22 protein-coding genes and 1 pseudogene are annotated in these 26,421 nt (G+C 71.2%); 9 read left to right on the top strand and 14 right to left on the bottom strand.

The genetic code is table 11. From position 1 onward, the window contains the following. The first annotated feature begins 30 nt into the window (after positions 1-30). Both ACZZ9K_RS03720 and ACZZ9K_RS03715 read left to right on the top strand, forming a co-directional pair. A complete protein-coding gene (locus ACZZ9K_RS03720) occupies positions 31-882 on the top strand; it encodes a sigma-70 family RNA polymerase sigma factor (protein ID WP_463444730.1) in 852 nt (283 codons plus the stop codon). After that, positions 879-1,121 carry a zf-HC2 domain-containing protein gene (locus ACZZ9K_RS03715; RefSeq protein WP_027465838.1) on the top strand — a complete coding sequence of 81 codons (243 nt, stop codon included), beginning with the start codon at positions 879-881 and terminating at the stop codon, positions 1,119-1,121. The genes ACZZ9K_RS03720 and ACZZ9K_RS03715 overlap by 4 nt, the downstream gene beginning before the upstream one ends. A gap of 28 nt (positions 1,122-1,149) precedes the next feature. Here the strand turns inward: ACZZ9K_RS03715 and ACZZ9K_RS03710 are convergent, their stop codons facing one another. Further along, complete coding sequence (locus ACZZ9K_RS03710) at positions 1,150-2,604, bottom strand: LamG-like jellyroll fold domain-containing protein (protein ID WP_463443348.1); 1,455 nt, start codon at positions 2,602-2,604, stop codon at positions 1,150-1,152. Positions 2,605-2,666: 62 nt separating this feature from the next. Next, the gene (locus tag ACZZ9K_RS03705) at positions 2,667-3,248 is read right to left on the bottom strand and encodes a hypothetical protein (RefSeq protein WP_463443347.1); all 582 of its coding nucleotides are present in this window, start codon (positions 3,246-3,248) and stop codon (positions 2,667-2,669) included. 114 nt (positions 3,249-3,362) lie between these two features. Here ACZZ9K_RS03705 and ACZZ9K_RS03700 point away from each other — a divergent pair, with 114 nt between their 5' ends. Next, positions 3,363-3,803: a GNAT family N-acetyltransferase gene (locus ACZZ9K_RS03700; protein ID WP_027465835.1), complete on the top strand. Its 441-nt coding sequence runs from the start codon at positions 3,363-3,365 to the stop codon at positions 3,801-3,803. A gap of 78 nt (positions 3,804-3,881) precedes the next feature. Here ACZZ9K_RS03700 and ACZZ9K_RS03695 read toward each other — a convergent pair. Continuing rightward, positions 3,882-7,629, bottom strand: a pseudogene (locus ACZZ9K_RS03695) (multifunctional oxoglutarate decarboxylase/oxoglutarate dehydrogenase thiamine pyrophosphate-binding subunit/dihydrolipoyllysine-residue succinyltransferase subunit). A 177-nt stretch (positions 7,630-7,806) separates the two neighbouring features. Between ACZZ9K_RS03695 and guaB1 the strand changes: the two are divergent. Next, entirely contained in the window at positions 7,807-9,246 is a 1,440-nt protein-coding gene (gene guaB1 / locus ACZZ9K_RS03690; protein WP_110864009.1) for a GMP reductase, read from the top strand. 96 nt (positions 9,247-9,342) lie between these two features. Here the strand turns inward: guaB1 and ACZZ9K_RS03685 are convergent, their stop codons facing one another. The 4 genes from ACZZ9K_RS03685 to ACZZ9K_RS03670 all read right to left on the bottom strand — a co-directional run bounded on the left by ACZZ9K_RS03685 (position 9,343) and on the right by ACZZ9K_RS03670 (position 13,658). Further along, positions 9,343-10,380 carry a hemolysin family protein gene (locus ACZZ9K_RS03685; protein ID WP_463443346.1) on the bottom strand — a complete coding sequence of 346 codons (1,038 nt, stop codon included), beginning with the start codon at positions 10,378-10,380 and terminating at the stop codon, positions 9,343-9,345. After that, positions 10,377-11,777, bottom strand: coding sequence for a hemolysin family protein (locus tag ACZZ9K_RS03680; RefSeq protein WP_111087819.1), 1,401 nt, complete (start codon positions 11,775-11,777; stop codon positions 10,377-10,379). The genes ACZZ9K_RS03685 and ACZZ9K_RS03680 overlap by 4 nt, the downstream gene beginning before the upstream one ends. A gap of 156 nt (positions 11,778-11,933) precedes the next feature. After that, positions 11,934-13,016 carry an NADH:flavin oxidoreductase/NADH oxidase gene (locus ACZZ9K_RS03675; protein WP_463443345.1) on the bottom strand — a complete coding sequence of 361 codons (1,083 nt, stop codon included), beginning with the start codon at positions 13,014-13,016 and terminating at the stop codon, positions 11,934-11,936. 9 nt (positions 13,017-13,025) lie between these two features. Next, positions 13,026-13,658 carry an HAD family hydrolase gene (locus ACZZ9K_RS03670; RefSeq protein ID WP_138803638.1) on the bottom strand — a complete coding sequence of 211 codons (633 nt, stop codon included), beginning with the start codon at positions 13,656-13,658 and terminating at the stop codon, positions 13,026-13,028. Positions 13,659-13,682: 24 nt separating this feature from the next. Here ACZZ9K_RS03670 and ACZZ9K_RS03665 point away from each other — a divergent pair, with 24 nt between their 5' ends. After that, positions 13,683-14,543 (top strand): ADP-dependent NAD(P)H-hydrate dehydratase, encoded by an 861-nt coding sequence (locus tag ACZZ9K_RS03665; RefSeq protein WP_463443344.1) that lies wholly within the window; start codon positions 13,683-13,685, stop codon positions 14,541-14,543. Between the two features lie 193 nt (positions 14,544-14,736). Here the strand turns inward: ACZZ9K_RS03665 and ACZZ9K_RS03660 are convergent, their stop codons facing one another. Then, positions 14,737-15,447, bottom strand: coding sequence for a YceI family protein (locus ACZZ9K_RS03660; RefSeq protein WP_138803636.1), 711 nt, complete (start codon positions 15,445-15,447; stop codon positions 14,737-14,739). Between the two features lie 83 nt (positions 15,448-15,530). Between ACZZ9K_RS03660 and ACZZ9K_RS03655 the strand changes: the two genes are divergently transcribed. The 4 genes from ACZZ9K_RS03655 (at position 15,531) to ACZZ9K_RS03640 (ending at position 18,833) form a co-directional block, all read left to right on the top strand. Continuing rightward, entirely contained in the window at positions 15,531-16,844 is a 1,314-nt protein-coding gene (locus ACZZ9K_RS03655; protein ID WP_463443343.1) for a glycosyltransferase 87 family protein, read from the top strand. Further along, a complete protein-coding gene (locus ACZZ9K_RS03650) occupies positions 16,841-17,149 on the top strand; it encodes a thiamine-binding protein (RefSeq protein WP_017888186.1) in 309 nt (102 codons plus the stop codon). The genes ACZZ9K_RS03655 and ACZZ9K_RS03650 overlap by 4 nt, the downstream gene beginning before the upstream one ends. A gap of 114 nt (positions 17,150-17,263) precedes the next feature. Next, on the top strand, positions 17,264-17,443 hold the full coding sequence (locus ACZZ9K_RS03645) for a hypothetical protein (RefSeq protein WP_027465825.1): 180 nt from the start codon (positions 17,264-17,266) through the stop codon (positions 17,441-17,443). Positions 17,444-17,567: 124 nt separating this feature from the next. Further along, positions 17,568-18,833, top strand: a complete 1,266-nt coding sequence (locus ACZZ9K_RS03640) for an MFS transporter (RefSeq protein WP_071404571.1) — start codon at positions 17,568-17,570, stop codon at positions 18,831-18,833. Between the two features lie 168 nt (positions 18,834-19,001). Here ACZZ9K_RS03640 and ACZZ9K_RS03635 read toward each other — a convergent pair whose 3' ends face one another. The 6 genes from ACZZ9K_RS03635 to ACZZ9K_RS03610 form a co-directional block, all read right to left on the bottom strand. Continuing rightward, positions 19,002-19,673 carry a response regulator transcription factor gene (locus tag ACZZ9K_RS03635; protein WP_017888182.1) on the bottom strand — a complete coding sequence of 224 codons (672 nt, stop codon included), beginning with the start codon at positions 19,671-19,673 and terminating at the stop codon, positions 19,002-19,004. Positions 19,674-19,760: 87 nt separating this feature from the next. Then, positions 19,761-21,083, bottom strand: a complete 1,323-nt coding sequence (locus ACZZ9K_RS03630) for a hypothetical protein (RefSeq protein WP_463443342.1) — start codon at positions 21,081-21,083, stop codon at positions 19,761-19,763. Continuing rightward, positions 21,080-22,237, bottom strand: a complete 1,158-nt coding sequence (locus ACZZ9K_RS03625; RefSeq protein ID WP_027465823.1) for an ATP-binding protein — start codon at positions 22,235-22,237, stop codon at positions 21,080-21,082. The genes ACZZ9K_RS03630 and ACZZ9K_RS03625 overlap by 4 nt, the downstream gene beginning before the upstream one ends. A 133-nt stretch (positions 22,238-22,370) precedes the next feature. Beyond that, positions 22,371-23,573, bottom strand: a complete 1,203-nt coding sequence (gene metX / locus ACZZ9K_RS03620; RefSeq protein ID WP_463443341.1) for a homoserine O-acetyltransferase MetX — start codon at positions 23,571-23,573, stop codon at positions 22,371-22,373. A gap of 222 nt (positions 23,574-23,795) precedes the next feature. Continuing rightward, positions 23,796-25,127, bottom strand: coding sequence for a bifunctional o-acetylhomoserine/o-acetylserine sulfhydrylase (locus ACZZ9K_RS03615; RefSeq protein WP_214524760.1), 1,332 nt, complete (start codon positions 25,125-25,127; stop codon positions 23,796-23,798). Between the two features lie 177 nt (positions 25,128-25,304). Next, complete coding sequence (locus ACZZ9K_RS03610) at positions 25,305-26,393, bottom strand: acyltransferase family protein (protein WP_232750210.1); 1,089 nt, start codon at positions 26,391-26,393, stop codon at positions 25,305-25,307. Positions 26,394-26,421 lie beyond the last annotated feature (28 nt).

Raw genomic sequence — 26,421 nt, 5'->3', positions numbered from 1 at the left:
CTCGCACGAGAGCGGACCGGCACGGCGACCGTGCTGACCGCGGTGCCGACGACGCTCGGCACGCTCGGCCTAGACTTGGCGGCGATGACGACCGACGAACCGCAGGCAGCTCCGCACCACCTGGTCGACGAGACCGAGGTGCAGCTCGACGCCGTCGAAGAGGAGCACGAAGCCCTCGACGACGCCGCAGACGAGCCGGTGGACGCGAAGACCGTCTCCGAGGGGGAGCTGCGGTCCCTGTTCGGGGACCAGGCGCTGCCCTTCATGGACCAGCTCTACGGTGCGGCCATGCGGATGACCCGCAACCCGGCCGACGCGTCGGACCTGGTGCAGGAGACGTTCGTCAAGGCCTTCGCCGCCTTCCGCCAGTTCAAGCAGGGCACGAACCTGAAGGCCTGGCTGTACCGGATCCTCACGAACACGTTCATCAACACGTACCGCAAGAACCAGCGGAACCCGTACCAGGGCACCATCGACGAGCTCGAGGACTGGCAGCTCGGCGGCGCGGAGAGCGTCACCCAGTCGATCTCCGCCCGGTCCGCCGAGGCCGACGCGATCGACCACCTGCCGTCCTCCGCCGTGAAGGACGCCCTGCAGGCCATCCCCGAGGACTTCCGGATGGCCGTGTACTTCGCCGATGTCGAAGGCTTCTCGTACCAGGAGATCGCCGACATCATGAAGACCCCCGTGGGGACGGTCATGAGCCGCCTCCACCGTGGCCGCCGGCTCCTCCGTGGGCTCCTGGCGGACCACGCCCGCGAGACCGGCATCGTCCCGGACGCAGCGTCGACGGCGACGATGCGCGGACGGGGACGAGGCGCGGCACGGACGACGAAGGCAACCGCGGCCACGGGTCGCACCGGACGGAAGGACGCACGATGAGCGGCTGCGACTGCTCGAAGGCGAAGGCCGAGCTCGAGGAGTTCCTGCACGACGAGCTCCGCCACGAGGACGCCGCGGACATCCGCGAGCACATGGACGGGTGCGAGGACTGCCAGACCGAGCACCGCGTCGGCGTCGTGCTCATGGAGACCGTCCGTCGCGCCTGCAAGGAGACCGCTCCCGACCAGCTGCGCAGCGAGATCCTCGCGCGCATCCGGGTGGAGCAGGCGACGCACTGACGGCACGGTTCCGTCGAACGGCCGGGCGTCAGCGTCCTGCCTGGAACGCCCGTGTGATCGCGGCCGCATCGAGGACTCGCTCGTGCACCCGGACCGTGTCCACGTCGCCGGTGTAGACGTAGTCGCCGGCGTTCGGCCAACCGGCCAGTGTCTGGCGTGCTGCCCGCCAGTGACCCGAGTACTGCCGCAGGGTGACGGCGTCGGACCGGGTGCCCTGCAGCTCGCCGTCGACCCAGAGCGCCATCGAGCGAGCCTGGAAGGTGGCGACCGCGTGGTGCCAGGCTCCGTCGGTGACCGTGGAGGCCGACCCGAGCGTGAACTTGAACTGCGACCCGGAGCCCTCGACGCCGAAGCGCAGGACTCCGTCGGCGCCGATGTAGAGGTGCCGATCGCGGTACTGGGACGCCGCCGAGCGGTCCGAGCCGAAGCCGAACACCCGCCCACCGCCGGTGTCCTGGGTGCGGAACCAGACCTCGATCGTGAAGGCGTTCGGAGCGGCGACCGCGGTGTCCGTGACCGCCCACCCTTCGGCCCCGTCCTCGGTCCAGAACGTCGCGTAGGGGTTCGTCGCGCAGTCCGCGTCGACCCGGGCGGCAGCGGCGGGCGTGAAGGCCCCGTCGGCCCCGGACCCGCTCGAGTCCACGACCCGTGGCCCGTTCTTCTCGGCGAAGTCCCACGCGAGTGACGTGCCCGGCGCCGGCTGGTGGAAGCACCCGAAGCCACCGGTGCCGAGCGCCGAGGCGGTCCCGGTGGAGCCGCTGAACCCGGCGCCCGCGCCAGCTCCGGCTCCGGCTCCTGCTCCGGCGAGCAGGGTGAGGGTGATGGCCGCTGCCGTGAACACCGCGACCGGCACGGTGGTCGACGTCGGAGCGGTGACGGTCGCCGTCCGGGGCTCCGCGACGACGGGTGAGCGGAGGTCACGGCGTGGCGTGCCGCAGGTGTGGCACGGGCGTCCGGCGACGATGTCCCGATCGGCCCGCCCGGCGACGACGAGCACGGCGGTGACGACGCCGGCCAGCAGCAGGGACGTCCAGTCGCCCCCGCGGATCCAGACGCCCGGCAGCCCGATCCACGGGAACCGCAGCACCCCGACACCGAGGACCGCCGCGGGTTCGACGGCCGTGCGGTCGGCCGTCGGGTTCGCGTCCCCGCGCAGACGCAGGGCCCCGTCCGGTTCGATGCGCTCCAGCCGGTGCAGGCGGAGACGATCCCGGTGGTCCGGGTCCTCGACGAGCAGCACCCGTCCGGCTTCGAGGTCGTCCGGGTCGACGGGCATCGCGGCGACGACGTCCCCGGTCCGGATGCCGGGGGCCATCGAGTCGGAGACGACCGTCGTGACGTGCCACCCGAACGCCGCGGGGAGCGACGCCCACAGTGCGAGCAGCAGCACCGACCAGAGGACCGTCCGCGCCGAGACCGCGAGGAGCAGCCGGGGCAGGTCGCCGACGCAGCGGGCGTGACGGCGGGTGGCGACGTTCGGCATCGGCTGCTCCTCGGGTCGGGCGGGACGGGTCGGGTGCGACGATTCGGGATGGGGTGGGGGGATCAGTCGGTCTGCGCTTCCCACACGAACGAGGTGCCGGCCTCGGACGACTGCACGGTGTTCGGGGCGCCATCGCTCAGGTCGTAGCTGACGCGGTAGGTCGTGCTCGCCGTACCCGTCGCCGGCTTCCACGCGTCGACGCCGGTGCCGAAGGACTCGGACTCCATGAGGCCGGCGAGCGTCCCGTCGTGCACGGTCGTCGTCGCGGTGAACGTGCTGCAGTCGTCGGGGGTGCCGAGGCTGCCGCGCTCGACCCTCAGCCCGACGTGCTCGGCGAGTGCGTCGTCGTCGGCCGCGTTGGCGGTGAAGAGCTTCACGGTCGAGGCGTTGGTGGTGTTCGCCGTCACGGTGATGCAGTTCGATCCGGCGGACCCGGGCACCAGGTCGTCGACGTCGAACATCGCCACGCCCTGGTCGTCGTCGGTGAGGGAGACGGCACCGGTGCGCCAGCTGTTCGCGGCGTTGTCGGTGCTGCTCGAGAAGGCGGCGTACGAGGCCGTGGCGATGAGTGCGCCGCTGGCGACGACGGCGAGCGGGAAGGCGATCCAGGCGGCGGTGCGGCCGTGGCGGGAGGTGATGTGCATGGCTGTCCTGTCGGTCGGTTCACCCGGCGGGTGATATGACAGCAGAGTATATGAATATCAGTTGTTATGGAAGCCCGTCGCAACACGACCGACGGCCCGGGTAGGTTGGCCGACATGACCCTCTCCGTCGAGTCGACCACCACCTGGTCCGACACGGACGTCGCCGACGTCGCCGCCCTCGTCCGCCTGCTCGGTCACGACGTCGACGACGCGTCGATGCGCGCCCGCCTCGACCGGCTCACTCCCGAAGCCGGGCACCGCACCTGGGTGGTCCGGGGGGACGACGGACGGGTCGTCGCCGTCGCCGGCGCGCAGGTCACGTGGGCGTACGCCAGCGACGAGCCGACGGCGCAGCTGCTGCTGCTGGTCGTCGACGACACGGCCAGGAGGCTCGGCACCGGTTCGGCGCTCATCGGCACGTTCGAAGCATGGGCGGTCGAGCAGGGCGCGCGTCGCCTCAGTGCCGTCAGTGCGGCCGCGACGGACAGCGCGCACCGCTTCTACCAGAAGCGCGGGTACCACGACGCCGGGGTGCGGTACACGAAGATCGCGTAGCGCCGCCGCTTCCCGGCGAACGTCGAAGCGCCCCGTGCCGGAGTCCCTCGGACTCCCGCACGGGGCGCTTCCTCGTGGCTAGGCCGACGCGCTCAACGCGGTGCTGATGACCTCGGCGGCCTCTTGCGCCGAACGCTTCGAGGAACCCGTGGCCGGTGCGGCACTCGCCGAGCGGGCCGCCACGGACAACGGGCGGCCGCCCAGGTGCGGCGACAGGTTCATGCAGACGAACGGCCAGGCACCCTGGTTCTCCGGCTCCTCCTGCGCCCACACGACGTCGGCGTCCGGGTAGCCCGACAGCACCTCGAGGAGGCGGTCGAGGGGGAGCGGGGCGAGCTGCTCGAGCCGGACGAGTGCGACGTCGGTGATGCCGCGCTTGTCGACCTCGGCACGCAGGTCGTGGTGCACCTTGCCGGAGTGCAGCACGACGCGGCGCACGGCACCCTTGTCGGTGATCCGCGCGTCGTCGAGCACGGGCTCGAACGTTCCGGTCGTGAAGTCCTCGACCGCGCTCGTCGCCTGGCGGAGCCGGAGCATCGCCTTCGGGGAGAACACGACGAGCGGCTTCTGCGGCCGGGCCCAGGCCTGACGGCGGAGCAGGTGGAAGTACGACGCCGGGGTCGACGGTCGCGCGACGATCATGTTGTCCTCGGCGCACAGCTGCAGGTAGCGCTCGATGCGTGCCGACGAGTGGTCCGGCCCCTGGCCCTCGTACCCGTGCGGCAGCAGCAGGACGAGGCCGGAGCGCTGCCCCCACTTCTGCTCGGCGGACGAGATGAACTCGTCGATGACGATCTGGGCGCCGTTCGCGAAGTCGCCGAACTGTGCCTCCCAGAGCACGAGGGACTCGGGGCGCTCCACCGAGTAGCCGTACTCGAACGCCATCGCCGCGTACTCGCTCAGCAGGGAGTCGTACACGTAGAACCGGGCCTGGTCCTCGGTGAGGTTCGACAGCGGCAGCCATTCCTGGCCGTTCACCCGGTCGTGGAACACCGACTGGCGCTGGACGAACGTGCCGCGTCGGGCGTCCTGTCCGGCGAGGCGGACGGGCTTGCCCTCGACCAGGATCGACCCGATCGCCATGAGCTCGGCCATCGCCCAGTCGATGCCGCCGTTGCGCGTCATCTCGGTGCGCTTGGTCAGCAGCTGCTGCAGCTTCGGGTGGATGGAGAACCCGGCGGGCGGGTTGCTGTGCGCGTCGCCGATCGCCCGGACGAGTTCTTCGGACACGGCGGTCTCGTGCACCTCGACCTCGGAGTCGTCGCGCTGCGCCGCCGGGCGTTCGAGCCCCTGCACCGCACCGTCGTCGTCGACCTCGATCACCGGGATGGTGCCGGTCTGTGCCTCGTGCGTCTCGGCGAAGGCGCGTTCCAGGCGGTCCTGGAAGTCGCGGTGCGCCTCGTCGTACTCCTCTTGCGTGATGTCACCGCGGCCGACGAGGGCCTCGGTGTACAGCGTGCGGACGGAGCGCTTCGCCTCGATGAGGTTGTACATCAGCGGCTGCGTCATCGAGGGGTCGTCGCCCTCGTTGTGCCCACGACGGCGGTAGCAGATCAGGTCGATCACGACGTCGCGGTGGAACTCCTCGCGGTACGCGAAGGCGAGTTCGGCGACGCGGGCGACGGCCTCGGGGTCGTCACCGTTCACGTGGAAGATCGGTGCCTGGATCGTCTTCGCGACGTCGGTGGAGTACACCGAGCTGCGCGCCGACTCGGGCGGGGTGGTGAACCCGACCTGGTTGTTGATGACGAGGTGGACCGTGCCGCCGGTGCGGTAGCCACGGAGCTGCGACATCTGCAGCGTCTCGACGACCACACCCTGACCGGCCATCGCCGCGTCGCCGTGCACGAGCACGGGGAGCACACCGAAGCTGCCGGGGGCCTCGCGGTCCTGCTTGGCGCGGACGATGCCCTCGAGCACGCCGTCGACGGCTTCGAGGTGGGACGGGTTCGCGGCGATCGTCACCGGGATGCTCGAGCCGTCGGACGTGCGGAACACGCCCTCGGTGCCGACGTGGTACTTCACGTCGCCTGAGCCCTGACCGGACACCGTTCCCGGCAGCGAGGACCCCCTCGAACTCACGGAAGATCTGCCCGTAGGTCTTGCCGGCGATGTTCGTCAGCACGTTCAGGCGGCCACGGTGGGCCATGCCGATCGCGACCTCGGCCAGTCCGGCTCCGGCGGCGTGCTGGATCAGGGTGTCGAGGAAGGCGATGGTGGACTCGCCGCCCTCGAGCGAGAAGCGCTTCTGGCCGACGTACTTGGTCTGCAGGAAGGTCTCGAACGCCTCGGCCTCGTTGAGCTTGCCGAGGACCCGGAGCTGCTCTTCCTTCGAGGGCTTCGAGTACGGCACCTCGATGCGCTCCTGCACCCAGCGACGCTGTTCCGGGTCCTGGATGTGCATGTACTCGATGCCGACCGTGCGGCAGTAAGCGTCGCGCAGGATCCCGAGGACGTCGCGCAGTGGTGCCGAGGTGGTGCCGGCGAGCCCACCGGTGACGAACTCGCGGTCGAGGTCCCAGAAGGTCAGCCCGTGGCTCTCGATCTCGAGGTCGGGGTGCGTGCGCTGGCGGTACTCGAGCGGGTCGATGTCGGCCATCAGGTGTCCACGGACGCGGTAGCTGTTGATGAGCTCCTGCACGCGCGCGGTCTTGTTCACCCGGTGTGCCAGGTCGACGTTGATGTCGTTCGCCCACTGGATCGGCTTGTAGGGGATCCGGAGCGCCGCGAAGATGCCGTCGTAGAAGCCGTGCTCGCCGATGAGGCGCTCGTGCACGTGCTTGAGGTACTCGCCCGAACCGGCGCCCTGGATGACGCGGTGGTCGTAGGTGCTCGTCAGGGTGATGGTCTTGCCGATGCCGAGCTCGATCAGGGTCTTCGACGCCGAGCCCTGGAACTGCGCCGGGTACTCCAGGGCGCCGGCGCCGATGATCGAGCCCTGCCCCTTCGTCAGACGCGGGACCGAGTGCACGGTGCCGATGCCGCCCGGGTTGGTGAGCGAGATCGTCGTGCCCTGGAAGTCCGCCGGGGTGAGCTTGTTGTCACGGGCACGCTTGACGAGGTCTTCGTAGGCGGAGAGGAACTGCCCGAACGTCAGGGTCTCCGCACGCTTGATGCTCGGCACCAGGAGCGAGCGGGTGCCGTCCTTCTTCGGGACGTCGATCGCGATGCCGAGGTTGACGTGCGCCGGGGCGACGACGAACGGCTTGCCGTCGCGCTCCTCGTAGAAGACGTTCTGGCTCGGGAAGTCCTTGATCGCCTGCACCATCGCCCACCCGATCAGGTGCGTGAAGGAGATCTTGCCGCCGCGGGCGCGTCGCAGGTGGTTGTTGATGACGATCCGGTTGTCGATCATCAGCTTCGCCGGGATGGTCCGGACGCTCGTGGCGGTCGGGACCGTCAGCGAGGCGTCCATGTTCGACGCCAGCGTCTTGGCCATGCCCCGGAGCGGGGTCGCCACGTCCTCGTGGGTCTCCTCGTGGTCGTCGGCGGCGTCGTTCGCCTCGGCCGGGATCGGCTGCGGTGCCGGCTGGCGCGAGGTGGTCTTCGCCTGGATCGGGCCCGCCTTCGCCTCGCCCGGGGTGTCCCCGGTGGCCGGCTGCTGCGTCGAGGACTGCTGCTGGGTCGGCGCCTGCTGTGCGGGGGCCCCCGTCGGAGCCGGAGCGTCACCGACCTGCGTGCGGTGGTAGCTCTCGAGGACCGGCCACCAGGACTTGTCGACCGACTCCTTGTCCGCGACGAACTGCTCGTAGAGCTCGTCGACGAGCCACTCGTTCGCCCCGAATTCGCCCGCGGTCTCGTCCGTTCCGGTCAGATGGCTCGACACAGCCGATCGCCCACTCTCCGTCGATAGATGCTCGTGTGTGTCGTGCGGAGCAACCCTGCGCCGCACAGGTGCCAAGCCTAGCCGCTCCGACATGTCCGTTCCGTGTCAGCCGCGGCGCGAGTCGGCAGCCCCCGAGCACCCGGTCGGGGCCCTGACGGGAGCCGTACAGTGGAGCGCATGAGGTTCTACGAGACGCGGCCGACGCACGACCTGACCTACTCCGACGTCTTCCTCGTCCCGAGCCGTTCCGGCGTGACGAGCCGCTTCGACGTCGACCTCGCGGCGAACGACGGCAGCGGTGCCACGATCCCGATCGTCAGCGCCAACATGAACTCCGTCACCGGCCCCCGGCTCGCCGCCACCCTGGCCCGCCGCGGCGGTCTCGGCGTGCTGCCGCAGGACATGCACCTGCAGGACCTCGACGCCGCGATCCGCTGGGTGAAGGACCAGCCGGTCGACTTCGACACCGCCTACGACATGGGGGCGCAGACCACCGTCGCCGAGGCCCTCGAGCAGCTCCTGCCGGTGGCCGGCCGTGGTGTGGTCGTCCGCGACGCCGACGGGGAGTACCTGGGCTGCGTGCCCGCGACCCGCCTCGGCACCGCCGGCCCGGACGCCGTCCTCGGCGACCTGCTGCACGGCGCCTCGACCGCGATCGACGCCGAGGACGCCGGCACGCCCCGCCACGTGTACGACGTGCTCTCGGCCGCCGAGGTCGACTTCGCGCCGGTGATGCGCCACGGCCGGGTCGTCGGCACCACGAGCCAGACGAGCGCGATCCGCTCCGACATCTACACGCCCGCCGTCGACGGTTCCGGCCGGCTCCGGGTCGCCGCCGCGCTCGGCATCAACGGCGACGTCGCCGCCAAGGCGAAGGCGCTGGCAGCCGCGGGCGTGGACGTCCTGGTCCTCGACACCGCGCACGGCCACCAGGACGGCATGCTCCGCGCACTCCGCACGGTCGCGTCGCTGCAGCTCGGCATCCCGCTCGTCGCCGGCAACGTCGTCACCGCCGACGCCGTCGCGCACCTGGTGGGGGCCGGAGCGGACATCATCAAGGTCGGCGTCGGCCCTGGTGCCATGTGCACCACCCGCATGATGACGGCCGTCGGTCGTCCGCAGTTCTCCGCCGTGCTCGAGACCGCCGCGGCGGCCCGCTCGCTCGGCGCGCACGTCTGGGCGGACGGCGGGGTGCGCTACCCGCGCGACGTCGCCCTCGCGCTGGCAGCCGGGGCGTCCGCCGTCATGATCGGCTCGTGGTTCGCCGGCACGCTCGAGGCCCCCGGCGTCCTGCGTCGCGACGCTGCGGGCAAGGCGTACAAGGAGAGCTGGGGCATGGCCTCGGCCAAGGCCGTGCGCGAGCGGTTCGAGCGGCTCGACCCGTACGAGCGGGCCCGCAAGGCGCTCTTCGCCGAGGGGATCTCGTCGTCGACGATCTACCTCGACCCGGAGCGCCCGAGCGTCGAGGACCTGCTCGACATGATCACCACCGGCGTCCGCAGCTCCGCCACCTACGCGGGCGCGTCGTCCCTCGCCGAGTTCTCCGAGCGTGCGCTGGTCGGCATCCAGTCCGCCGCCGGGTACGAGGAGGGCAAGCCCCTGCCCGTCAGCTGGTAGCGCGGACGGGGCGCGCGTCGCCCTGGTCGCGACCACGAACGGACGGGAGGCCCGTGGCGGTGTCGCCACGGGCCTCCCGTCCGTCTGCCGGTGCGTCTACCGGCGTCGGGTCGCGTCCTCGACCTCGCCCACCAGTTCTTCGAGGATGTCCTCGAGGAACAGCACGCCGATCGTGCGGCCGTCCGCGTCGAAGGCGCGGGCCACGTGGCGCCCGGCGGCCCGCATGGTCGCGAGCGCGTCCTCGAGGTCCATCTCGGTGTAGAGCGAGATGAGCTGCCGGATGCGCTTCGGCGGCACCGGGTCGTCGAACTCGTCCGGACGCAGGTCGATGACGTCCTTCACGTGCACGTAGCCCGTGGGGGAGCCGTCCTCGCCGACGAGCACGTAGCGGGAGAACCCGCGCTGCGCCACGGCGTGCTCGACGTCGGCCGGGGTGGCGTCGTCGGGCAGGGTGACGAGCTCGGCCATCGGCACGGCGACGTCACGGACCTTCTTCTCGGTGAACTCGAACGCCAGGGCGAGCTTGCCGTCGTCGGTCAGGGTGCCCTCGCGGCGGGACTGCTCCACGATGGTCTGCACCTCTTCCACCGTGAAGGCGCTCACCGCTTCGTCCTTGGGCTCGACGCGGAACAACCGCAGCACGGCGTTCGCGACCTCGTTCAGGCCGACGGTGACCCAGTGCAGGCCGTGACCGATGTACCAGAGCGTCGGCACGAGCAGCAGTGCGGCGCGGTCCGGCATCGAGAACGAGATGTTCTTCGGCACCATCTCGCCGAACACCACGTGCAGGAACGACACGAGCAGCAGCGTGAACACGAAGGCCACGGTGCCGATCACCTCGGCGCTCCAGCCGGTCAGGTGCAGCGGGACCTCGAGCAGGTGGTGGATCGCCGGCTCGGACACGTTCAGGATGAGCAGCGAGCAGACCGTGATGCCGAGCTGGGTCGTCGCGAGCATGCGGGTGGCGTGCTCCATCGCCCACAGCGTCATCTGCGCGGCCTTCGAGCCCTCTTCGGCGCGCGGCTCGATCTGCGAGCGGCGAGCCGAGATGACCGCGAACTCCGCCGCGACGAAGTACGCGTTGCCCATCAACAGGACGACGAGCCAGAAGATGCCCCACCAATCGGAGCTCATCGGGTGCTGCCCTTCGTCGTGGTGGCCGCGGCCTTCGTGGTGGTCGGGGTGCTCTTGGTGGACGGGATGATGATGGCGGTCGCCGCCGTGTCGGTCGACGGGCGCGTCGGGGTCCAGCGGATGCGGTCGATCCGACGGCCGTCCAGCCGCTCGACCCGGAAGACGCCGCCGTCCAGGGGCACCTCGTCGCCGACGACGGGCAGACGGCCCAGCGTCGACATGACGAACCCGCCGACGGTCTCGTACGGGCCCTCCTCGGGCACCTTCACGCCGGCGCGGTCCTCGAGCTCGTCGGGACGCAGCAGACCGGGGAAGGTCAGCCAGTCACGGGAGCGGACCACGTCGATGCGGGCGCGGTCGTGCTCGTCGGAGACCTCGCCGACGATCTCCTCGATCAGGTCCTCGAGCGTGACGACCCCGGCGGTGCCGCCGTACTCGTCGACGACGATGACCATCTGGTAGCCGCGGCCGCGGACCTCGGCGAGCAGGGTGTCGCCGGGCATGGTCTCCGGCACGCGTTCGGCGTCGGTCATGAGTGCCCCGACGGGGACCTCCGGACGCTTCTCGCGCGGCACGGCGACGGCCTGCTTGACGTGCACGATGCCGACGACGTCGTCCGCGTCCTCCTCGATGACGGGGAAGCGGCTGAAGCCGGTCTTGCGCGCGAGGGCGATGACGTCCTCGGCGGACTCGGACACGCGGATGGTGGAGAGCCTCGGGCGCGGGGTCATCACGTCGCTGGCGCTCAGCTCGGAGAACGAGATGGTGCGCTCGAGGAGCGTCGCGGTGTCCTGTTCGAGCGAGCCCTCGGAGGCCGAGCGGCGCAGCAGCGAGGTGAGTTCCTCGGCGCTGCGGGCACCGGAGAGTTCCTCCTGCGGCTCGATGCCCAGCGACCGGAGCACGGCGTTCGCGGTGCCGTTCAGGAGCGCGACGGCGGGCTTGAAGACCGTCGTGAACGCGATCTGCAGCGGGACCACGAGCCTGGCGGTCTGCAGGGGCAGTGCGAGCGCGAAGTTCTTCGGCACGAGTTCGCCGAGGATCATCGACAGCAGGGTCGCGATGACGAGCGCCACGATCGAGCCGACGGTCTCGACGATGCCCTCTGGCAGGTTCATCGCCAGGAACGGCGCCTCGAGCAGCTTCGCGATCGAGGGTTCGAGCAGGTAGCCGGTCAGCAGCGTGGTCAGCGTGATGCCGAGCTGTGCGCTGGACAGGTGCGTCGAGGTGACCTTCAGCGCGCCGATGACCGGTGCGAGGCCGGCTTCACCGCGGTCGCGCCGCGCTTCGACGTCGGCGCGGTCGAGGTTGACCAGTGCGAACTCGGACGCGACGAAGACACCCGTGCCGAGGGTCAGCAGGATGCCGCCGATCAGCATGACGATGTCGATCGGACTCATGATTCACCCCCGTTCGCGCACAGGGATGACGTGCAGCTCACCGAGTGAGCGGCGGATGAGTGAGGCGAAGAACTATTCGGGGGATCGTCCACAGTGCTGCCAATCGTACTGCCTGCGCGGTCGCTGAACCGTGGATCCGCACAGAACCGGCCGCGCCTAGGCCGTGATCCGCGCGCGGTGGTACTGCTGCGGCTCGTAGTCGACCGGCACGCGGAGTTCGACGGCGGCACGGAGCGCGAACGACGGGTCGCGGAGCATCTCGCGACCGATCATCACGACGTCGGCCAGGCCGGTCGCGACGATCTGCTCGGCCTGGAACGCCTCGGAGATCATGCCCACGGCGATCGTCGGGATGCCGGCGTCGCGCTTGATCGCCGCCGCGTGCGGCACCTGGTAGCCGGGGCCGACCGGGATCGGCGCGCTCGCGACGTTGCCGCCGGTCGACACGTCGGCCAGGTCGGCACCGTGCTCCGCGGCCCAGCGGGCGACGACGGTGGTCTCGTCGAGCGTGAGCCCGCCGTCCACCCAGTCGGTGGCCGAGAAGCGGACGACGATCGGGAAGCCCTCGCCGACCTCGGCGCGCACGGCGTCGACGACCTCGAGCAGCGCGCGCGCCCGGTTCTCGAGCGAGCCGCCGTACTGGTCGGTGCGCTGGTTGCTCAGCGGCGAGAGGAACTGGTGCAGCAGGTAGCCGTGGGCCGCGTGGATCTCGACCAGGTCGAACCCGGCCTCCACCGCGCGGCGGGCGGACTGCGCGAAGGCGAGGGCGACGACGCGGATGTCCTCGACCGCGAGCTCACGCGGGACGTCGTAGCCGTCGAAGGCCACGGCCGACGGAGCGACCGTGGACCAGCCGCCCTGGTCGGCGGGGACGGTGCCGTGCGTGGTGTCCCAGGGGCGGTAGGTCGACGCCTTGCGGCCGGCGTGCGCCAGCTGGATGCCCGCCGCCGCGCCCTGCTCGTGCAGGAAGTCGACGATCGGCTTGAACGCGTCGCGCTGCTGGTCGTTCCACAGCCCGAGATCCTGCGGGGTGATCCGTCCCTCGGGCACGACACCCGTCGCCTCGACCACGACCGCGCCGGCGCCGCCCTTGGCGAACCCGCCCAGGTGCACGAGGTGCCACGGCGTCGGGACGCCGTCCTGCTGGTCCACCGAGTACTGGCACATCGGGGAGACCCAGATGCGGTTGCGGACGGTCAGGTCACGGACGGTGATCGGGTCGAACAGGGCGTGCGTCACGCGGGCTCCTCAGAGGACGGGTGCCGGCGCCTCGGCCAGTTCCGTCAGGAACGACCGCAGCGACGCCGGCGACGTGTAGTGGTGGCCGACCGCCCCGATCGCTTCCGCACCGGTGGCGTTCTCGGCCCTGTTGTCCACGAACACCATCTGACCCGGGTCGATTCCCAAGCGGGCACAGGTGTCGCGGTAGATGGATGCCGCGGGCTTCAGGACGTGCTCCTCGGCGCTCACCACGACGGTCTCGAACAACGAGCCCATCGGGGAACGGCGGTACGGGTCGCCGAAGTCGAAGCCCGCGTTCGAGAGCAGGGCGACACGGGTGCCGGCGTCGTGCAGCTCCTCGACGATGTCGAGGGTCTCCGGCTCGACCTCGAACCACCCGGTGAAGTCGATCGCCCAGAACCGGTGGATCTCCGAGATGCTCCAGGTCCGTCCGGTCCGTTCCGCGATCGCACGCCAGTACGCCACGACGGACAGGTCGCCGCGGTCCAGGTCGTGCCGGAGCTCCTGGTACACCGGGAACAGCTCGTCCGCCGGGACCCCGGTGGCGGCCACGAGGGCGTCCCGCGAGGCGTGCGGCGTGCGGCTGATCACCTCGCCGTAGTCGAAGACCACCACGCGACCAGGCAGGAACAGGCTCATGCGCTCCACCGTAACGTGGGGCCGGTGAACGACTTCGTGCCCGTCCGACCGTCCGATGCCGCCGCGTGGGTCACCGCGCCGACGGGGGAGTCCACCAAGTACCGCCGCGGGGTGCTCGGCGTCGCCACCGGCTCCGACCAGTACCCCGGTGCCGCGGTGCTCGGGGTTGACGCCGCCGTGCACACCGGCGTCGGCATGGTCCGGTACGTCGGACCGTCACGCGCCACCGACCACGTGCTGACCCGCCGCCCCGAGGTCGTGTCCGGAGTCGGCCGCGTGCAGGCCTGGCTCGTCGGCTCCGGCATCTCGGCACCGTCGCTCGGTGACCTGGACGCGACGACGGCGTCGGGCTTCTCGCATGCCTCCGACGACGGCGTCCCGGTCGTCGTCGACGCCGGGGCGATCCCGCTCGTCGACCTCGGGCCGCTCGCCGTGCTCACCCCGCACGCCGGCGAGCTCGCATCGTTCCTGGGGGTCGATCGCGCTGAGATCGAGCAGGACCCGGCCGCCGCGGCACTCCGTGCGGCGGAGCAGACCGGCAGCGTCGTGCTGCTCAAGGGGGAGCGGACCCACGTGGTCACCCCGGACGGGTCGGTGCGGCTCGTGGCTGCGTCCGCGACGCCGTGGCTCGCGGCGGCCGGTGCCGGGGACGTGCTGGGCGGGGTGCTCGGGGCTCTCGTCGCCGCGCGGCAGGGCGCCGTCGAGGCCGCCGGGTCCTCGCTCACGCCGGCGGACCTCGCCCACCTGGCCGCGTCGGCCGCCGTGGTGCACGGGCTGGCGGCGCGGCGGGCCTCCGGCGGCGGGCCGTTCCCGATGACGACGCTCATCGCCGAGCTGCCGGGGGTCGTGCGGGACCTGGTCGTCGACGGGGATGCGCGCGGCTAGTCGGTCGGTGCGCGTGCACCTTCCGACGATCCACGAGGGGATCGACGCGTGTTCTGTCGACGGATGCGCACGCATCAGCGAGCGGGTGCGGCCCCGGACGCGACGACCGGCGGCCTGGAGGCGCGGTGCCAGCCGACACCGCGCCTCCAGGCCGTCGGCGGTCACGTCACGGGCGCGACGCGCGTCGCGGACGTCAGCTCGCGGGGGTCGCGTGCACCAGGAACTCGACGGAACCGGCGTCGTCGACCTTGACGAACCCCAGGCTCGGGGCCTGCACGCCGTAGTCCGAGAAGGTGATCGGGACCGAACCGGAGATGTCGACACCGTCGCCGTTCAGGCCGACCTGCAGCTTCGCGGTGACGTCCTTCGTGACGCCGTGCAGGGTCAGCTTCCCCGGAGCCGTCACGGTCGTCGTGTCGGAGCCGCTCGGGACCGCGTCGGCGATCGGCGCGGTGAGTTCGAAGGTGGCCTCGGGGAAGGCCGCGGCGTCCATCGCGGAGTCGCGGAAGTAGGCGTCGCGCTGGTCGGAGTCGGTGGTGATGTCGGCGACCTGCACCGTGATCTTCGCGGCGGTGATGCTCGTGCCGTCGACGGTCGCGGTACCGGAGACGCTGTCGGTGCGGCCGGTGACGGTGACGTCGGAGCCGTTCAGGACCTCGTGGACGCGGTACCCGGCCTCGGAGTCGCCGCCGACCGTCCACTCGCCGGACAGGTCCGTGTCGTCGAGGGTGGAGGCCTGGCGGGTGGCGGCGACGGACGGCGCGGCCGAGGCCTTCGCGTTCTCGGTGCTCGTGTAGACGTTCGTGAAGACCACCGCACCGACGACGCCGAGGACGACGACGGCGGCGATGACGGAGATCCAGATGACGGCCTTGCGGCGCTTGCGCGGGGTGTCGGAGGTCACGAGCTGAACGGTGACACGTCATGCTCGGGAGAGCCTGAGATCGTGGCGGCGATCGCCCCCGGTCCGGCCGCTACGCTCGTCCGGTGCAGAGGACCTCGACCCGGTGGCTCGAACTCGCCGGCTTCGTCCTGGCGTTCGTCGCCGTGCACGGGTTCCTGTGGTGGCTGACCCTCGTGTCGGCGAACCTGCCGCTCGGTGACGTGACCATCACCTACAGCCGCTGGATCGAGACCGGGCGGACCGCGGACTTCTGGGTCGGCGTCGACGGCGCGTGGGTGTACCCGATCCTGGCGATCGTGCCGATGGCGGCCGCGGCGCTCGGGGGAGTCGAGTCCATCGGTACCGGATGGCTGCTGCTGATGGTGGTGCTCGACGCCGTGGCGTGCGCGTTCCTGTGGCGGTTCCGGGCCCGCGTCGGGTCGTCCGACCGCTTCGGCGTGCATGGCGTGCGGGTCGTCTGGTGGTGGCTGCTGTTCCTGCTCGCGCTCGGGCCGATCGCGCTCGGTCGGATCGACACCGTCGCGACGGCGTTCGCGCTGGTGGGCGTGGCGTTCGTCGCCTCGAGGCCGGCTGTCGCCTCCGCACTCTTCACGGCCGGCGCGTGGACGAAGGTGTGGCCCGCGGCGCTCGTCGCGGTGCTGCTGCTCCTGCGTCGCGGACACCGCCGCAGTGTGCTCGCCGGAGCCCTGGTGCTGAGCGCCCTGATCGTGCTCGTCGACGTGCTGTGGGGCGGTGCGCCGTACCTGCTGTCCTTCGTCGGTGAGCAGACCGGTCGTGCCCTGCAGATCGAGTCACCGCTCGCAACACCCTTCATGTGGGCCGCGGCGTTCGGCGTCCCCGGAGCGGCGGTCTTCTACGACCAGGAGATCCTGACCTTCGAGGTGTCCGGTGCCGGCACGTCCGCCGCCGCCGCGGTGTCGACGCCGCTGATGGCCGTCGGCGTGGTGGCCGGGGTCGTGCTCGCGCTCTGGGCCGCACACCGGGGTGCCCGTCGGGCCGAGCTCGCACCGGTCCTCGCGCTGCTGTTCGTGGCGGCGCTCATCGCGACGAACAAGGTCGGGTCGCCGCAGTACATCGGCTGGTTCGCGGTGCCGATCGTGTGGGGGCTCGCGGCGGGCACCCCGAGTGCGCGTCGGTTCGTGCCCATCGCGGTGCTCGCGCTGCCGATGGCCCTGCTCACGCAGGTGGTCTACCCGGGCTACTACGACCAGTTGCTCGGCGTGCAGCCGTGGATCCTCGTGGTGCTCACGGTGCGGAACGTGCTCGAGGTGGCGATCCTGGTGTGGAGCGTCGTCGTGCTGGTGCGGATGGGGCGCTGCGCGGGGTCCGGACGGGTGTCGTCGCGCTCATCGCCGTCCGTGCGCGACCAGCCAGAGCCGGGCAGGATGGACGCATGATCGTCGCCTTCTCCGTCGCTCCGTCCGGTGGTCCCGCTGCAACGTCCGACGGGTCCGTGCACGACGCCGTCGCGGCGGCCGTGCGCGTGGTGCGCGAGAGCGGGCTGCCGAACCGCACCTCGTCGATGTTCACCGAGATCGAGGGGGAGTGGGACGAGGTCATGGACGTCGTCAAGCGCGCCACCGAGGCCGTCGGTGCGTACGGCACCCGGGTGTCGCTCGTGCTCAAGGCCGACATCCGCCCCGGGCACACCGGCGAGATCGACGGCAAGCTCGAACGGCTCGAGGCCGCACTCGGCGAGTAGCCCGCGGCGGCACGGACGACACGCCGGAGCGGTCCCTCGGATGTCGGTGGTCGGGTGTCTCATGGTCTGCATCGAGCCACATCGGGTGGCCTGCGAGACGACGAGGAGCGCGTGATGATGCACGACGGCTGGTGCCCCGACTGCGACCTGCGAACGGTCGTCATCGACACGGACGAACACGGCGACAACGCCTGGGCGACCTGCGCGGAGTGCGGCACCGGATGGGTGCACCGCGACGAGCTGCCCGAGCAGACCCCGGCACGGACCCGCACGCCGGAGCGCCAAGCGGCCTGACCTCCGGCGGGCTTTCGCTGGTCCGTTGGAGCGGTCTACACTCGACGGACCAGGACATCACGGCCGCCCCGTCCGGTGGGGTGCTGCACCGTCGTCCCGCTCCGCCCGCACGAGAACAGGCCCCATGTCACAGCTCACGCCTGCGCGTCGCACCCTCGCGCTCATCTCGCTCGCCCTCGGCGGGTTCGCCATCGGCTCGACCGAGTTCGTCGCGATGGGGCTGCTGCCGAACATCGCGCAGGCCCTGCTCCCCGAGCAGTACGGCATCGATCCCGACGCCGGGATCGCCCACGCCGGCTGGCTCGTCAGCGCGTACGCCCTCGGGGTCGTCGTCGGTGCGCCGACCATCGCGGCGATGTCCGCCCGGTTCCCGCGCAAGGGCCTGATCCTCGTGCTGCTCGTCGGGTTCGTCGTCGCGACGATCGCGAGCGCGCTGCTGCCCTCGTTCGGTCTGGTGCTCGTCGCCCGCTTCGTCGCGGGTCTGCCGCACGGTGCCTACTTCGGCATCGCGTCGATCGTCGCCGGGGACATGATGGGCCCGGGCAAGCGCGGCAAGGGCATCGCCATGGTGCTGCTCGGCCTGTCGGTCGCGAACGTCGTCGGTGTCCCGGCGATCACGTGGGTCGGACAGGTCGCCGGGTGGCGGGTCGCCTACGGCGTCGTCGCCGCGCTGTTCGCCCTGACGTTCCTGGCCGTCGCGGCCTTCGTGCCGAAGAGTGCCCGCGACGAGCACGCCACGATCGGCCGTGAGCTCCGGGCGTTCCGCGTGCCGCAGGTGTGGATCGTGATGGGCCTCGGCGCCGTCGGGTTCGGCGGGTTCTTCGCGGTCTACTCGTACATCTCGCCGCTCGTGCAGAACGTCACCGGGATGCCCGAGTCGTTCGTGCCGATCGTGCTCGTCGTCGTGGGCATCGGCATGGTCGTCGGCGGGGTGCTCGGCGGACACCTGGCCGACCACAGTGTGAAGCGCACGATCTACGTCGGGATGTTCGCGCTCATCGGCGCCCTGCTCATCACCGTCCTGACGGCGCAGTGGCTCTGGGGCATGCTGCTCGGCGCGTTCCTGCTCGGGGCGACCTCGTCGGCGATCCCGCCGGCGGTGCAGTCGCGCCTGATGGACGTCGCGGGGGATGCCCGCACGATCGCGGCGGCGCTGAACCACTCGGCGTTCAACATCGGCAACTCGATCGGTGCGGCCCTGGGCGGCGCGGTCATCGCCGCCGGCTTCGGGTTCCTCGCACCGGGCTGGCTCGGCATCGGCCTGGCGCTGCTCGGCGTCCTGGTGACGATGGTCAGCTACGCGGTCGAGCGGCGGAGCACCCGTCGTGCCGCGGTCCGCTCCTCGTCACCGTCCACCGGTCCGATCACCGCACCGGTCCCGACGGCCTGACACGCGGGGTGCGCGCACGCACCCACCGGACGGGAGGCCCGTGCCGACGCCGCCACGGGCCTCCCGTCCGTCACGTGGTGCGGCCACCGCACATGGTGAGCAGCAATGGTCGGGTCCCGTCACGGGACCCGACCATTACTGCTCACGAAGCGGAACGCGCCACGCGTGCTAGAGCCCCAGGGGGCTGCCGTCCTGCACGATGATGCCGTCGGTGATCGCACGCTTCCGGAGCGCCACCTTCGTGCCCACGTCGAAGCCGGCGACGCGGTACTTCTCACGGATGCGCTTGAGGTAGCTCTTCGCGGTCTCCTCGGAGATGCCGAGCTGGTAGGCGACGCTCTTGACGGGCTCGCCACCGCCGTACAGGGCCATCACGCGACGCTCCTGGGCGCTGAGCTTCGGCACACCGCCGACGTCGCCGCTGTTGATGGCGAGGTCGAGCTCGGCCGAGACGTACTGCTCGCCGCGCTGGGCGGAGCGGATCGCCTCGACGATCATGTCGGCGTCCTCGCTCTTGACGAGGTACCCGAGGGCGCCGGCGCCGAGGGCCTCGCGCACGACGTTCGGCTCCGAGTACGTGCTCATCACGACGGTCTTGACGCCCGCGGTCTTGAGCGTCGAGATCTTCAGCGACACCGGGATGGAGTCCTTGAGGTCCAGGTCCAGCAGCACCACGTCGACCGGGAACGCCGGGCTCGTCAGGAGCTCGGGCCAGGTCGTGACGGCGGCCACCAGGGTGATGTCGTCGGCCGCGTTCCGGATCCACTCCGTGAGCGCGCCGAGGAGCATCCTGTGGTCGTCGACCAGTGCGAGTCGGATCGGTTCCTCTGGAGTCGCCATGCTGGCGTCCTTTCTCGGTGCGGATTGCTCGGCCGATCCTAGGAGGATCCGGGCCGGAAGTCGGTCAGGCGTGCGGGTGTCCGGCAGCTACATCGACGGATGTCGGTTCACGACGCAGTGCGCGACGATGTGCAGCGCGCCGTCGCGGACGGTCTCGGTGTACGGGCCGATGCGCTGCAGGGCACTCCAGGCCGTCGGGCCGAGGCTGCGCCGGGGGACCCCGCGGGACTCGATGACGACGGGCACGTCCATGGTGTCGTCGCTGACCGGATGGCCGTCGGAACCGATCGGGCCGAGCGTGACGGAGACGACGGGCATGCCGGGCTGGGCGGTGCGGCCGTCGCCGACCATCTGCCAGATGGCCTGCAGCAGCCCGTCGCGCTGGGCGGGGGAGAGGTGCCCCGCCAGGGCCGTCGGGTCGGCGACGCTCACCGAGCGACCGAGGTGGTCGGACTCGGTGATCGCGTGGTACAGCCAGGTTTCGCGGCGGCCCTCGATCAGGTGCAGGCGGAGCTCGGTGGCGAGCGACGCGGCGACCGAGCTCGAGGCGTCGGACAACGGCAGCGGGTCGGTGCCGTTGGCGACGGCGTCGAGCAGCTTCTCGGCGGCCAGGTCGAGCCGGGCGAGCTCGTCCGAGGCGAGCATGCCGACGGCGAACTGCGGGGCCTGCACGTTGCTCTGCACGAGCACCCGGTCGAGCTCGCGCTGCACGAGCTGGCGGAACCGCTGCACGACGTACAGCGCGAGCGACGGCGGCACCACGACGAGCGACAGCAGGGACACGATGCCGGGCATGGTGTCGTTCGTGATCGGCGTCGACACGACGGCCATCACGATGAACGCGATGCCGAGCACGCCGATGGCGACGGCGACCTCACGGGCGGGTCGGAGCGTGGCGATCGGCAGCAGGGCGAAGCCCGCGGCCATCGAGGCGGTCGCGGTGTGCGCGATGTCGTGCTCGGGCCAGATGCCGATGAAGTCGAGCGTGACGACGCACGCCAGCACGACGCAGATCAACGCGAAGGCCGGACCCGTCAGCCGTTCGCCGTAGGTCAGGACGCTGAGTCCGACCCCGACGGCGGCGACGACGTAGAGCCCCCAGGCGACGGCGGGCAACCACGGGTCGGAGTACTCGTTCCAGCGCACCAGGAAGAACGCGATGCCGGCGACGGCCTCGATCGCGGTGAGGACCGCGGCGCCGAGGCCGAGGTAGCCGGCACCGAGCGATGCGCCGGGCTTCGCGGCCTGCCGCAGGGACCGGGCGCCGGTGGACGTGGACGGGAGCCCTCGGGCCTGGCGACGTTCGCTCGTCCGGTACCGCTCGCGCGCCTCGCGGCGGGTGCGGGGTGCCGGCGGCGCGGTCTCGCCGGGCAGACGGCGGCCTATGGTGTCCTCGGGGACCCGGGTCATCGCGGTGCCTCCAGGACGACGGTGGTGCCGGAGCCCGGCGCGGAGAAGAGCTTCGCGTCGCCGCCGACCTCGCGCAGTCGGTTCACGACGCTCTCCTTGAAGCCGAGTCGCTCGGCACTGACGGTGGTGAGGTCGAAGCCGACGCCGGAGTCGGTGACCATCGCGCGGACGACCTCGTTGTCGTGGACGATCGTGACGTGGGCCTCGCCGACGCCGGCGTGCCGACGGACGTTCTCGAGGCACTCACCGAGGGCGAGCAGGAACGCGTCGAGCACGTTCGACGGCAGCAGGACCTGCCCGGTGCCGTGCCAGCTGACCTCGAGCCCCATCCGGCCGAAGCGCTGCTTGACCGACTCGAGGGTCTGCCCGAGCGGTGACTCCTCTTCGCGGGTGAGCGAGTAGTCACCGGACTGCGAGGGCTGCGGGGTCGCACCGAGGCGCAGGTGCCGCAGCAGTCGGGCGTCCTCGGCGGCCTGCTCGCGCATCGCCTGCTCGGAGACGCCGACGCCGGAGTGCGCCAGCAGCGTCAGGGTCGCGAGCACGGTGTCGTGCAACAGGCGGGCACCCTGGCGGCGCTGCGCCTCGGTCTCGCTGGCCTGCCGTTCGGCGCGGTGGGCGGTGCCGATGCTGTAGATGCGACGGGCGACCCGGGGGATGCTGCGCGAGATCCAGATCGCCACGACGGCCATCAGGATCCACCCGAGCAGTGCGCCGCTGACCGGGGTCGACAGGAGCGAGCCCGACCCCCAGACCATGAGCACCACCACGGCACCGCCCCCGGCGATGGTGATGCCGAGACCGACCGGGTGCCCGCGCTGTGCCATCAGCGGTGCCGAGAGCCCGCCGGCGGCCAGGGGCATCACGGCGCTGGCGACGAGGGGCCTCGCCGAGTCCTCGACGCCGGTGAAGAGCAGCACCATCGTGGCGAGCCCGGCGACGACGATGGCGGCGGTCCACCACACCTCGCCGCCGCGACCGAAGCACACGAGGGCGGTGATCATCGCGGCGATGCAGAGGAGTGCGCCGATGAGGGGCGGCGTGGGCACGGCGGCGGCGGAGAGGATGCCCACGACACTGACGAGCGCGCAGACGATGCCCACGACACGGGTCGCCGACCGCAGCAAGCGGTCGCGTTCCTGTGCGATGAAGTCCATCGATGTCCTGGTTGGTGACGATCTGGGTGGTTCGGGAAACCGAGCGTCGGTCAGTGCCGGGCTCCACGCCATCATTCCACGCGCGCCACCCGTTGGGGGGTCTTCGGCGCGCCGCGGCGGCGGCAGGCCCCGCTCAGGACTCCAGCAACCGCCGCAGGTGCGCCCCGACCTGCTCGTGCTCGATGAGGAACCCGTCGTGTCCGAACTCGCTCTCGATCACCGCTGCGGTGTCCCCGTCGAGCGCGTCCGGCACGCCCGCGGCGATCCTATGCTGGTCCTCGACGGGGAACAGTCGGTCGCTCGAGATCCCCACCACCAGGGTCCGTGCGGTCACCAGCCCGAGGGCTGCTGACACCCCGCCGCGCCCGGCCCCGACGTCGTGCGAGTCCATCGCGTACGTCAGCGTCACGTAGCTCGAGGCGTCGAACCGCCGTGTGAACTTGTTGCCGTGGAAGTCGAGGTAGCTCTCCACCGAGAACCGGCCGTCGTCGCCGAGCGGGGAGACGTCGCTCTGCCAGGACCGCGCAAAGCGGCTGTTCAGCTCGTCCGAGGCGCGGTACGTCATGAGCGCCATCCGTCGGGCCAGCGACAGTCCCCGGTGCGGTCCCTCGCCGGCCTCGGCCTCGAAGTAGTCGCCGCCGGCGAACGCCGGGTCCATCTGGATCGCCGCCCGCTGCAGTGAGTTCGCCGCGATCTGGTCGGCGGTGGTCTGCGCCGTCGACGCCAGGACCGCCAGCCGCTGCACGCGCGCGGGGTGCGAGACCGCGAACTCGAGGGCGTGCATGCCGCCCATCGACCCGCCCACGACGGCCGCGAAGGTCTCGATGCCGAGCCGGTCGGCGAGCTGCGCCTGCACCTCGACCTGGTCGCGCACCGTCACGAACGGGAACCGAGCGCCCCACTCCGCGCCCGACGGCGACACCGACGACGGCCCGGTGGTGCCCTGGCAGCCGCCGAGCATGTTCGGCGCGATCACGAACCACCGGTCGGTGTCGATCGCCCGCCCGGGCCCGACGACGTCGCCCCACCAGCCGGCGGTGCGGTGGCCCGGGCCGGCGGCACCCGCGACGTGCGAGTCCCCGGTCAGCGCGTGCAGGACGAGCACCGCGTTGTCGCGGGCGGCGTTGAGCGTGCCCCACATCTCGTACGCCAGGCGCACGGACGGCAGGCGGCCGCCGCGCACCCACTGCTCGCCGAGGGACTCGAAGTGGCGTGCACCCGGGTGGTCACCGGGACGCCAGGCACCGGTCACGGGCGGCTTGCCGAGGGTGCCGAGTTCGGTGCCGGGCACCAGGGTGGACGGCACGGAGTCCTCGGGGGTCGTCTGCCAGTCCATCGTGCGTCCAGTCTGCCGGGAGGCGCGGGTCGCCGCCGCCGTGTTACGTCACGCCCGGCGCGTGGCCGGGTGTCCGGGCCGCGGGCGGGTCGGGCGGGTCGGGCGGGTCGGGCGCGTTGGAACGACGCAGAACGACAGGGTCGATGTCGTACGACGTCGACCCTGTCGTTCTGCGTCGGCAGGCAGGCAGGGAGCCAGGCAGGCGGGCAGACCGCGCGGGTCCTACGCGCGCTGGCTCTCCTGCGCGATCGCCCGGGCCGCGGCGAGCCCGGCCTCGAGGTCGGCCTTCAGGTCGGCGATGTTCTCGATGCCGACCGACAGCCGCACCAGGCCGGGCGTGACCCCGGTGGTGAGCTGCTGCTCGGGGGTGAGCTGCGAGTGCGTGGTCGACGCCGGGTGGATGACGAGCGAGCGGACGTCGCCGATGTTCGCCAGGTGCGAGAAGAGCCGCAGGTTGTCGACGAACGCCTTGCCCGCGGTGACCCCGCCCTTGAGCTCGAACGACAGCACGGCGCCGACGCCCTTCGGCGCGTACCGGTTCGCGGCGGCGTACCAGGGCGACGTCGGCAGACCGGCGTAGGCGACGGTGGCGACGTCGGGGTGCTGGTCGAGCCACTCCGCGATCTCCTGCGCGTTGGACACGTGCCGCTCGATGCGGAGCGACAGGGTCTCGATGCCCTGCAGCAGCGCGAACGCCGTGTCCGCCGAGTTCGACGCACCGAGGTCGCGGAGCAGCTGCACCCGGGCCTTCACGATGTACGCGAGCTCGTTGCCGACGGCCTCGGCGAAGACCGCGCCGTGGTACGACGGGTCGGGCGTGTTGAACTCCGGGAACCGGTCGGCGTGCTGCGACCAGGCGAACTTCCCGCCGTCGACGATGATCCCGCCGATGACCGTGCCGTGGCCACCGAGGAACTTCGTGGCCGAGTGCACCACGATGTCGGCGCCGTGCTCGAACGGACGGATCAGGTACGGCGTCGCGATCGTGTTGTCGACGATCAGCGGGACGCCGGACTCGTGGGCGACGTCGCTGACGCCCGTGATGTCGAGGACGTTGATCTTCGGGTTGCCGATGGTCTCCGCGAAGAACAGCTTCGTGTTCGGGCGGACCGCGCGGCGCCACTCCTCGAGGTCGTCCTGGTCCTCGACGAACGTCGTCTCGATGCCGAGCTTCGCCAGCGTGTACTTGAACAGGTTGTACGTGCCGCCGTAGATCGACGACGACGACACGATGTGGTCACCCGCCCCCGCGATGTTCAGCACCGCGTACGTCTCGGCAGCCTGGCCGGACGCGACGAGCAGGGCCCCGGACCCGCCCTCGAGCGCGGCGATCCGCTGCTCGACGACGTCGTTCGTCGGGTTCATGATCCGGGAGTAGATGTTGCCCGGCTTGGCGAGCGCGAACAGGTCGCGTGCTTCGTCCGAGTTCGCGAAGACGTACGAGGTCGTCTTGTAGATCGGCGTCGCTCGGGCGCCCGTGGTCGGGTCCGGCTGTGCGCCGGCGTGGACCTGGGTGGTCTCGAACTGCCACTGCGCGGCGTCGTGCTCGGTCATCTTGGTGCTCCTGTCCGGTGCGGCTGGTCGTCGGGTCGCCCTGCGCTCGGCCCGGAGGCTCGGCGCTGCTGTGCGTCGGGTGTCACGGTACGCAGGTGGTCGGGCCCGCACCACCGCACCCGCCTCGGGACGTAACGCGCGCGCCCGACGCGCCACGGGCCTCCCGGCCAGGAAATGTCACGCGTCGCGGCGGAACAGCCAGTCGACCTTCGGTTCGAGCAGCCACCGCATCCCGCGCCGCACGAAGGGCTGCGCCAGGAACAGGCTGACGACGCACGCGATGCCGACCATGAGGAGCACGAACGGCCAGGCCGAGTGCTCACCGGCCAGGACGCCGGACTCCCGGATCGGGTAGAGGACGAACGTGTGGAGCAGGTAGACGTACATCGTCGCGGCGCCGAACTGCGTGATCCAGACGTTCCGACGGGGGACGAGCACCAGGAACGACGCCGTCAGCAGGGTCGCGAGCAGCATCAGGCCGAAGCGCACCGCACCCGCCCACCAGGCATCCTCGCCGAGTCCCGAGTAGGAGTCGTCGTAGAAGAACCAGTGGTGCAGGTCGAACTCCTTGAACTGCGGGATCCAGACCGCGCACGACACCGCCCACGCGGTGAACACCACGACGGCGGCGATCCGCACCCGGACGACCGTGCGACGGGACGCCTCGTACCAGCGGTCGAAGACGCCCCACTGCTTGACCTGCCACCCGAGCAGGAAGAACGGCAGCAGGCTGATCGCGCGGGACAGCGAGAGCGTGGAGTCGACGTTGTCGAAGTAGCCGACGCCGATGCTGAACACGACCGCCCAGAACAGCGGCCACCGCAGCTGCGCCAGGTACGGCAGGATCAGCTTGAAGATGCCCAGGGCCAGCAGGAACCACAGGGTCCACGTCGGCTTCGTCGGGTTGAAGTCCTTGCCGCCCTCGACGATGCCCTGCACCACGGTCCAGATCGTCTGCATGATGATGTACGGCACCACGATGTCCGTGATCGTCCGGCGCATCCGCTTCGCCGTCGGGGTGTCCGCCGACGAGAAGTACCCGCTGATCACGCCGAACGCCGGCATGTGGAACGCGTAGATGAACGTGTAGAGCGCCAGGGCGTGCTCGCTCGCCGGCGTCTGCCGCTGGATCGCGTGCCCGATGACCACGAGCGTGACCGCGACGAACCGCGCGGTGTCCCACATCGGGATCCGGCGCGGAGCTCGACCGGGCTCGAGCTGCGTCGCCGGGGCCGAGGGGGCGGGAGGGGCGGCATCCGTCGTCATCGCCGGTCACGTTACCGGATCGTGATCT

The organism is Curtobacterium sp. AC268, from assembly GCF_979258745.1.
This window is presented reverse-complemented; position numbering and strand designations above follow the sequence as displayed.